This is a genomic window from uncultured Duncaniella sp. (assembly GCF_910578445.1).
GTDB lineage: Bacteria > Bacteroidota > Bacteroidia > Bacteroidales > Muribaculaceae > Duncaniella.
The window spans coordinates 75633-85613 of record NZ_CAJTQC010000004.1 but is presented as its reverse complement, the minus strand read 5'-3'; the positions used below and the strand labels follow the sequence as shown (position 1 = coordinate 85613).

Genomic DNA, 9981 nt, shown 5'->3' with positions numbered 1-9981 from the left:
GTTATGTATATGTGCTGTACTGATTTTATTTGCTTATTTTCTTAAGCGCACCTTTATTGATTTTGACCTTATATTTCTTTCTGAGCGAGCTGACCCAGTTCTGTTCAAGTTCTGCTTGATAGTCGCTTGTGACAGCGCCACGCACGTCGGCTACTTCTTCGGGAGCATTGATTACTCGTCCGTCATAGCTGAACCAAGCCACCCATTTGCCCGGAGCTTCGGGGCGTTGGCCGTTGAAAGCAACATTGTCGACGATTGCATTTTCGCCTTTGCCTGTCACCACACGTTCGAGCTTTATATCGCGTCCGAAATTCTTGCTGAGCTTGCTGACGAGTGAGTCCTTTTCAACCGAGGTCGATGCAAGGTAGCTTTTTGCGGCTTCTGCGATAGAATCGGAGGTCGCGAAAACGACATATCCCTTGTAGTGCGGGGCATCCCATGTGTATTTCGTGCGGTTCGCTGCAAAATAGTTTGCAAGTCCTTCTGTGTCGGTTGTCGAGCGTTCCCACACATTGCGGTTGCTTATCTCGAAGAGAAGGATTCCGTCGCGGTATTCATTGACGATGTTGCGATATTCAGGATTCTCCTGTGCGAGGCGTTCGCGCGTGATTTTCACTGTCGTTTCATCAATCAGATGGTTCAGGCCTTGGTTGAAGACAGTGAATGCGTCTTTCGCGCCATTTTTCACATTGTCGGGTATTGATTCATAGACTTGGGCTGCTGTGATAGGCTTTCCGCCGATGGTTGCAATCACCTCTCCGGCATCCTTGGCCGTGTCAAGAGCTGACGCGGCGTCGTTGCTTCCTGCCATCCTTGCTTTTACAGCCATTAGCGCTGTGGAGTCGACTTTTACGCCATAGCTGTTTTTGAGCTGGGTGAGACGTTCTTTTTCGGGAAGCGACGAACGCATGTCGCGGTTGATTGCAGTCTGGATTGACTGGAGTTCATCTTCGAGGCTCCCTACACCGCGGTGTGCAAGAGTCTGCACGATGTGATATCCGTATGCGGTGCGGAACGGTTTAGAAATCTCGCCGTCCTTAAGTCCGAATGACGTGTCTTCAAATTCTTTGACCATCTCGCCCGGACCGAATGCTCCGAGACGGCCTCCGAGTGCGGCCGAGCCCGGATCTTCGCTTTCCTGACGGGCGAGCGCCTCAAAATCAGCCCCGTTTACAAGGAGTGTATGGATAGAGTCGATTTGAGCTTTCTTCACGGCAGCGTCTTCCGGCGAAAGACCCTGAGTGAGTTTCAGTATGTGGCGTGCCTCGACTTTTCCGGGATTCGGACGCTCATCCTCCACCTTTATTATATGGTAGCCGAAAGGCGCATCGTCAATCACCTGCGATATTTCTCCTACGGGTGTGGTATATGCGGCGAGCTCAAACGGGTAGGGGTAGCGGTTGGCATTTATGTAGCCCATTGAGCCTTTGTTGCGCAGCGCTGAACGGTCCGATGAATATTTCACGGCCATTTCTCCGAAATCAGCACCGTTGACAATGGCATTCCTGATGCTGTCGAGACGCTGGCGGTTAGCCTCGTTTTCATCATATGTTGCGCCGATTGGCAACATGATGTGGCTTACTTTGCGTGAGGTAGACATGCGGCCATATGCCTCGTTGATGAGACGTTTTCTGACAAGCGAATCGCTCAGATAGGGTTTCGACAATTCTGCACAGTAGCTGTCAAATTCCTTGCGGAAATCATCGGTCAGATGGAGACCGGCAGCTTCGGCTTCGGCTACTTTGAGTTTGTAGACCACAAATATATCGACATACTCGTCGAGGGTCTGAGGTGCTAATTGTTGAAGATTGTTCTTCTGATAGAGGTATTCAAATTCGCTTTGTCTGATGTCCTTGCCGTTGACTGTCATCACTACCGGGTCAGTGGTTTTGGCTGCGGTGGCCGAGAGAATTGCCGTGGCTGCCATGGCGGACATGATAAACGTTTTTTTCTTCATGGGAATATGTGACGTATGACCGTGATTGGTTTTAAGGATAGTTACATATATCTAACGTGGATGATTGCTCTTTATTGCCCCCTTTGGTGTGACTTGAACTTGTCGGTAGGTAAAAAACAGAGATGACAGGCAACGGCACAGCCGTGTCTGTCATCTCAGGTATTATTTCAAGACGATTTGAGTCTGTGGCTTATCGTGCAGAAGCGCTGTAGTTCGGTGCTTCTGATGTGATTGCCACATCGTGGGGATGGCTTTCAGCCACGCCTGCATTTGTGATGCGGGTGAACTTGGCTTCGTGGAGGTGTTCGATGTCAGGAGCGCCGCAATATCCCATGCCTGCGCGGAGACCGCCGAGCATCTGGTAGACAACCTCGTAGAGCAGACCTTTGTAGGGGACGCGGGCTGCAATGCCTTCCGGCACAAGTTTTTTCGCATCTGTCTCGTTGGCTTGGAAATAGCGGTCCTTGGAGCCTTTTTCCATTGCCTCGAGAGAGCCCATGCCACGATATGATTTGTATTTACGTCCGTTGTAGATGATAGTGTCGCCGGGAGACTCTTCGACACCTGCGAGCATTCCGCCGAGCATCACTGAGTATGCACCGGCTGCGAGAGCCTTGACGATGTCGCCTGAATAACGGATGCCACCGTCGGCGATGAGGGGAACGCCTGTGCCTTTGAGGGCCTTTGCAACGTCATATACGGCGCTGAGCTGGGGCACACCTACGCCTGCAATGACACGGGTGGTGCAGATTGAACCCGGACCGATGCCGACCTTTACGCCGTCAGCTCCGTTCTCAACAAGGAACTTGGCAGCTTCGCCGGTGGCTATGTTTCCGACCACGACATCAATGTGGGGATATTTTTCTTTGATGGCTTTGAGGACTCCGATCACACCTCTTGAATGACCGTGGGCTGTGTCGATGACAATAGCGTCGACTCCGGCTTCGACAAGTGCGTCAACGCGATCCATCGAGTCGCCTGTGACGCCGACACCGGCTGCCACGCGCAGACGGCCGAGCTTATCCTTGCAGGCATATGGTTTGTCCTTGGCCTTGGTTATATCTTTATAGGTTACGAGTCCGACAAGGCGGTTGTCGTTGTCCACAACCGGGAGCTTTTCAATCTTATGCTGCTGAAGAATCTGTGCGGCTTCGTCAAGGTTTGTCGACTGATTGGTGACAATGAGGTTTTCTGTGGTCATCACATCGTCGATGAGGCGCATTGGATTCTGTTCGAAACGGAGGTCGCGGTTTGTAACGATGCCGACGAGCTTGCGGTCTTCATCGACAACGGGGATACCACCGATATGATATTCCTTCATCATGTTGAGGGCATCGGCAACGGTGCTTCCGCGCTTGATGGTTACAGGGTCATAGATCATGCCGTTTTCAGCACGTTTAACCGCATGTACCTGACGGGCCTGCTCTGCAATCGGCATGTTTTTATGGATTACGCCGATACCGCCTTCGCGGGCGATTGCAATAGCCAACGCTGCCTCGGTCACAGTGTCCATAGCGGCTGAGACAAGGGGTACGTTGAGCGTGATGTTGCGGGAAAATTTGGTGCTAAGGTTGACTTCACGGGGAAGAACTTCCGAATAAGCCGGAATAAGGAGGACATCATCAAATGTGAGTCCGTCCATTTTTACTCGATCAGCAATAAATGACATATAACGATTAGAATTTATTGCGTGCAAAGTTAATCATTTTTTTCACATTTGAAGAAAATCATATAGGGATATTTCATCTAATTTTGAGACCGCTTCCAACTTTTTCGCAGTCTGCCGCTTCGTTTGTCGCTGATACTCTGATGTGTTCAATGACTCTGTGGTCATCGGTTAAATTTACATATGAAAGCCGCTCTGCTTTCACGATTTTTGCATATCTTTGTCTTTTGTTATGAAACGGGTGCTTTAATGTCATATCATTTCCCCGCTATCATACGATGAATTTAACTTAACTAATCCCATCAATTACATGAAACATCAACATCTACTCCTGTCCACTGCATTTTTCCTTACTTTCGGAAGCCTTTCCGCTGCCAACGATATTGTTGTCTCGCCTGCTGCCGGCTCTGATATAGCTGCTGCCGTCTCAGAGGCCAAGGCCGCTCATGAGACTGTAGGCCGGATTACCGTGAATCTTGCTCCGGAAGCCTCTTATACAATTAGTGCTTCCATTGAGCCTGCTGCCGGTCTGATAATCAACGGAAACGGTGCTACTATTGACGCTTCGGCTCTTGAAGCTCCTTTTATTCTCATGAGCGCTACTCCTTCGGTGGAACTTTTGAGTGATTTTTATCGTGTCGACAGTGTGGCGGTCAGCAACCTTACAGTCAATAATCTGAAGAATTCGATTTTCTACGACAATAATGTCAAGTATTGCGTCGTAGACCTCTCCTTTGATAATACCACCATGTCACTCTCTACGACCGCTGTCGAGAATGAAGCCCTCATTTCTTTTAAGGCCGGTGGCGCGAAGGACTTTGCAGTCAGAAATTCGACCATCTGTGGAAACGGTGATGTGGCAAAATATTTTATCCGCTACAATAACAACGCCCGTCTTGACCGCTATGGTTTTGATAAGGAGGCTGATTTTCAGTCAATGACATATCTCGACAATACTTTCTATAATCTCCTTAAGGCTGACGGGCAGTGGGGCAACTATAACGGAATTGCCGGTATGAAGTATTCCAAGTTCGACGTTCAGAAAAATATATGGTTTGACTGTGGCAAGGACATTATCCGCCGTATGGCCGGAGGGCGTTTCAATGGCAGCAACCCGATGGAATTTGCCTACAATACTTATTTTAACGATGGCGAGGACCTTTCGGCAAGTGAGGCTGGCTATGATAAGAGCGAAACTATTTTGACCTCAAATCCCGAATTTGCCGATGCGGCTGCTGGCAATTTCACTATCGGTGCGTCGACACAGCAGGCTCAGTATCAGACCGGTGCTCCACGTTGGCTTGTGCCTTACGATGGCAGTCAGTCGGCAATTGAAAACATTGGAACTGACAATTCCGACCTTCCTGTTGAATATTTCAACCTTCAGGGCGTGCGTGTTGACAATCCCTCCAACGGTCTTTTCATTCGCCGTCAGGGCACTGAGGTGCGCAAAGTCATCATCAAATGATTTGAATCCTGAAAAAATAGATATTTAATAATGAAAACCAGCCGGTTAGCATTCTCGCTAATCGGCCGGTTTTATTTTTTTGCATTATTCTCAATGGATATTCACGTAAATATCGCTAACTTTGTGTCAAATGCAAATGTTCAGAAGAATATGAAAATATCTATTATCGGAGCAGGTGCGATGGGTGGTGCTGTCGCTTCTGGCTTGCTCAAGTATGGCAAGGATAAATACAGTGTTTCAGTATCGAATCCATCATCAGCCCCTCTTGAAGTCCTTTCGCAATCAGGCGCTTATGTGACCTCCGACAATGTCGAGGCATGTAGGGAAGCAGATATTGTCATTGTTGCGGTCAAGCCGTGGGTCGTCGAAAAGGTACTGACCGAAATCAAGGAGTCTCTCGATTATGAACGTCAGAGTGTCGTTGTGATTGCAGCCGGTCTGACGGGGGCTCAGATGGCCGGATGGCTGTCTCGGTCCGATTCAGGAGAAGCACGTCTTTTGATTGCGATGCCTAATACGGCCGTTTCCGTAGCACAGTCGATGACTTTTATTGTGCCGGTAAACTCCACCGACAATCTTACCTCTGAAGTGGTCGGGGTGTTTGATTGCCTTGGTGAGACAATGGTTATCGATGAGGCTCATCTTCCTGCCGCCACGGCTCTTGCTTCGTGTGGCATAGCTTACGCAATGCGCTATGTCCGCGCGGCTGTCGAGGGTGGGGTCGAGCTTGGATTCAAGGCCGATGCGGCTCAGCGGATGGTGGTGCAGACCATTCGTGGCGCAGCCGCTTTGCTTTCGGTCGAAGGCGCACACCCCGAACGTGAGATCGACAAGGTCACAACTCCCGGCGGCATCACCATACGAGGTCTTAACGAAATGGAGCATGCCGGTTTTTCATCTGCTGTGATACGTGGACTGAAAGCATCTGTAAAATAATTTTATGATATTATTGACAGTTATGAATGACGAAAAAGATACCAAGCCATCAGTCGCAGGCAGTCTGCGCATAGTTGTCAAGGTCGGCAGCAATGTGCTGACCCGGCCCGACGGAAAGCCGAATGTCACAAATATGTCGGCTCTTGTCGACCAGATTGCAGCTCTGCGGTCGCTTGGCCATGAGGTGATACTCGTGTCGAGCGGTGCTGTTGCCTGTGGGCGTGGAGCGCTGAAGCCTTCGCGTCAGCTTGATGCGGTAGCACAACGGCAGCTTTTTTCATCCATAGGCCAGATACGCCTTATCAATCTGTATAATTCGCTCTTCGCCGAATATGGCTATGTGGTAGGTCAGGTGCTGACACAGAAAGAAAATTTCTCATCGCGCACTTCCTATCTCAATCAGCGCGCGTGCATGCAGACAATGCTCGAAAACGGTGTGATTCCGATTGTCAACGAAAACGACACGGCGAGTCTGACAGAGCTGATGTTTACGGACAACGACGAACTTTCCGGGCTTATTGCCGCCATGATGGATGCTGATATGCTCGTGATTCTCTCGAATGTCGATGGGATATATGATGGAAATCCATCTGATCCGGATTCAAGTCTGATTCCGGTTGTGAGACCGGGTGAGGATGTCAGTTCCAATGTCGTGTCGACCAAGAGCGGATTCGGTCGCGGTGGCATGGGGACAAAGTGTGGGATTGCCCGTAAGCTTTCTGAAGAGGGCGTGAGTGTCTGCATAGCCCGTGGCGACCGTCCCGGAGTGCTGGTCGATGTGATAATGAAACCTGAATCTACTTCTCACACTCTGTTTGAGCCGCGTCCCGAACCGTTGAGCAATATCAAGCGGTGGATTGCCCATAGCGGAAGTTTTGCCAAAGGCATTGTCCGTGTGAACGACAACGCTGCCTCTGCTCTCCGCAGCGACCGTGCTGTCAGCCTGCTCCCGGTAGGCGTGACGGCAATTGACGGCGAATGGGAGGAGGGCGATATTGTGACGCTCACCACCGACCGGGGTGATGTGATAGGTGTCGGTCGTGCTTCTCTTTCAAGTTCTGCGGTTGCCGGTCTTCTCGGGAAGCGTGGAGGACGTCCGGTGGTCCATTATGATTATCTGTTTATCGAGTGAGCTGAATTGGCCGTTCGTTAGTGATGGTCACTTGGCCTGTTACATGCTGACGGTCTGGAAGCGTATTATTTAATTTGATTCATTGAAATGTCTGATATAAAACTTCTTTTATCAAATGTCAAGAGAGCTTCACGCTCGCTTATGTCGTTGACTGATGCCCGCAGGGCTGAAATCCTGATGCGTCTGGCCGATGCGGTAGATTCATCGCATGATGCCATCCTTCGTGCAAACGCTGAAGACCTCTCGCGCATGGATAGGTCAAATCCCCTTTATGACCGTCTGCAGTTGTCGCCTGAGCGTCTTAACGCAATCGCCGGTGATATCCGCCATGTGGCGGCATTGCCTTCGCCGGTAGGCGAGGTGATTGAAGACCGAACCTTGCCCAACGGTCTGCGCCTGCGTCGTGTGAGAGTGCCTTTCGGTGTTATAGGCGTGATTTATGAAGCTCGCCCCAACGTGACATTCGATGTATTTTCGCTCTGTTTCCGCAGTGGTAACGCCTGTGTCCTGAAAGGTGGCTCTGATGCGTCGGCCTCCAACGAGGCTATTGTCTCGCTGATACATCGGGTGTTGGGTGAATGTGGGGTTGACACTGATTGTGTGTGCCTTCTGCCTTCTACTCACGAGGCCACGGCTGCGATGCTTGGGGCGGTGGGCTATGTGGATGTCTGCATCCCTCGCGGTGGCCGTCGGCTGATAGATTTTGTGCGCGACAATGCACGTGTCCCCGTCATAGAGACAGGAGCCGGAGTCGTGAGCGCTTATTTTGACAAAAACGGAGATATTGAAATGGGGCGTGACATAATCACCAATGCAAAGACTCGTAGGGTCAGCGTGTGCAATGCCCTTGACACTCTGCTCGTCCATCATGACCGTTTGGCTGATCTGCATCTGTTGTGTGAGCGATTGGCTGAAAAAAATGTCGTAATATTCGCTGATGAAGCATCGCGCGAGGCTTTGTCCGGTCATTATCCGGAGACTCTTCTGCACGATGCCGACTCAGAGACTTATTCGACGGAGTGGATGGACTATAAAATGGGAATCCGTACGGTAGGGTCGGTTGACGAGGCTATTGAACATATCGCACGCTATGGGTCGGGACATAGCGAATGTATTATTACTGATAACTCCGAGACTGCCGACCGTTTCCAGCAATCGGTGGACGCGGCCTGCGTCTATGTCAATGCTCCGACAAGTTTCACCGACGGTGCTCAGTTCGGACTTGGTGCGGAAATCGGTATCAGCACTCAAAAACTCGGCCCTCGTGGCCCGATGGGGCTTCGCGAAATCACAACCTACCGCTATTTCATTAACGGCAACGGCCAGACTCGCCCGTAGCGATTATAGAACCTGTAATATAATAGGTATAATAATTAAATATGTGGTAGGTGATTGTCCATTCGCGGAATGGAGGTCCTAACAACGAAAAAGGCTGTCATCCCGACAGCCTTAGTTCGTTAATAAACCAATCATTATCACATTTCTTGCAATGGAAAAAGTAATTTTTCTATATCATTATAACGCAGCTGTCGACAGATGGTTCATTGAGGATAAATATTTTTTCAATTATTTTTTTGTCCTTATTCTGTGGATTTGCTGTGAATGTTAGGATTAGTCCTATATTTTAATTACATTTGTGGCAAGACATGAGAGTTTTGTCGGGTTGAAATAGACGCGAAACGTTATGTTCGCATGATGGTTTGATTAAGAGGTTGTAAAAAAATCATGGTCAGGCATAAGGTGATTTTAGCGCTTATAGAGTGTGGGCTGCTATTGTTAGAGATGCATTCAAATGATTCGCCTTCGGTATTCAAACAGAAAAGTAACATAGTTGACTCACGTTTCATTCTATATATTATAAACGCTAACTTAAAATTCTCTCCAACGGGTCATTGGTGACAAATATCGATACTTTGCTATGAAAAAAGAGCTTTTACCAATCATTTTTCTTGCCGGCATTCTTGCCATAGGCTGTAAGAACGACCATGACAGTCCGGAACTCTCTCCGATTGATACATCTAAGGTAAAAATCATATCCGACGTAACCTCGAATCCTGCTGCCGGCTCGTGGATGACTACTACCGGAGAAGTGACAATCCGCCTGTCGGATGTCAGAATGACAGCGTCGAAGGGAGTTGTGCTGAGGTCTGTCGATCTTATTGCCAATGGTCAAGGAATCATGCAGAAGCCCTTCTCAGGGGAGACGCTTGAGTTTAAAGTCTCGCTTGATAGTTACATAACCAAAGGCAGGGTAAACTTCGCTCTCTATGGAAACTTGATTCAAAAGGATAGTCGCGATGCCCAGATTATAATCGCTGACAACATACAGCATATTGTCTTTGCTGAAATGCCTGAATTTGACTGCATGGTGACGCTCGATATTAATGTCAAGGGCCGTTCTTCTACTGGTGAAGAACTCGATAGGACATTTCAGGTCAGTTCGCTCGATCATTTCACGATTGCCGTACCGCAGTCGGAGATTTATTGGACTCCTGCTTCCGGCACTGCTTCGACCCTTGACCTGACTATAACCGCTTCGGCTCATGCTTCATCGGTTAATTCGACTCTTGAGGCAACAGTGTCAAGGCTTCAATGGAATAAAACTGATAAGTCGTCGCCTGTGATAAAGATGGAAATAGACAATACGCCCGGTTCGCTCAATTCGGCAAAACTTGGCCTGAATGTTTCGACAGTAAGACATGGCACATGGGAAGGCGTGACTGTCAAAGAACAGAATTGTGAATATTTCTATGAGGTCAAGGAGTCCTGATAAAGATTCTACAGTATAGAAATATAAAAGATAGAAATATAAAAAGGCGTTC

At 49.0% G+C, this 9981-nt stretch carries 7 protein-coding genes; 5 read left to right on the top strand and 2 right to left on the bottom strand.

From position 1 onward, the window contains the following. Window positions 1–25 precede the first annotated feature (25 nt). Together QZ311_RS03570 and guaB are read right to left on the bottom strand one after the other, a co-directional pair. Window positions 26–1927, bottom strand: coding sequence for a peptidylprolyl isomerase (locus QZ311_RS03570; RefSeq protein WP_297063978.1), 1902 nt, complete (start codon window positions 1925–1927; stop codon window positions 26–28). Window positions 1928–2147: 220 nt separating this feature from the next. Beyond that, window positions 2148–3626 (bottom strand): IMP dehydrogenase, encoded by a 1479-nt coding sequence (gene guaB / locus QZ311_RS03565; RefSeq protein ID WP_297063974.1) that lies wholly within the window; start codon window positions 3624–3626, stop codon window positions 2148–2150. A gap of 307 nt (window positions 3627–3933) precedes the next feature. On the opposite strand from guaB, the gene QZ311_RS03560 reads away from it, so the two are divergent. The 5 genes from QZ311_RS03560 (at window position 3934) to QZ311_RS03540 (ending at window position 9929) form a co-directional block, all read left to right on the top strand. Next, entirely contained in the window at window positions 3934–5091 is a 1158-nt protein-coding gene (locus QZ311_RS03560; protein WP_297063971.1) for a DUF5123 domain-containing protein, read from the top strand. A 150-nt stretch (window positions 5092–5241) separates the two neighbouring features. After that, complete coding sequence (gene proC / locus QZ311_RS03555; protein ID WP_297063969.1) at window positions 5242–6027, top strand: pyrroline-5-carboxylate reductase; 786 nt, start codon at window positions 5242–5244, stop codon at window positions 6025–6027. A gap of 22 nt (window positions 6028–6049) precedes the next feature. After that, window positions 6050–7159 (top strand): glutamate 5-kinase, encoded by a 1110-nt coding sequence (gene proB, locus QZ311_RS03550; RefSeq protein WP_297063966.1) that lies wholly within the window; start codon window positions 6050–6052, stop codon window positions 7157–7159. A gap of 87 nt (window positions 7160–7246) precedes the next feature. Beyond that, complete coding sequence (locus QZ311_RS03545; protein ID WP_297063963.1) at window positions 7247–8497, top strand: glutamate-5-semialdehyde dehydrogenase; 1251 nt, start codon at window positions 7247–7249, stop codon at window positions 8495–8497. A 580-nt stretch (window positions 8498–9077) separates the two neighbouring features. After that, a complete protein-coding gene (locus tag QZ311_RS03540; protein WP_297063960.1) occupies window positions 9078–9929 on the top strand; it encodes a hypothetical protein in 852 nt (283 codons plus the stop codon). Window positions 9930–9981: the final 52 nt, after the last annotated feature.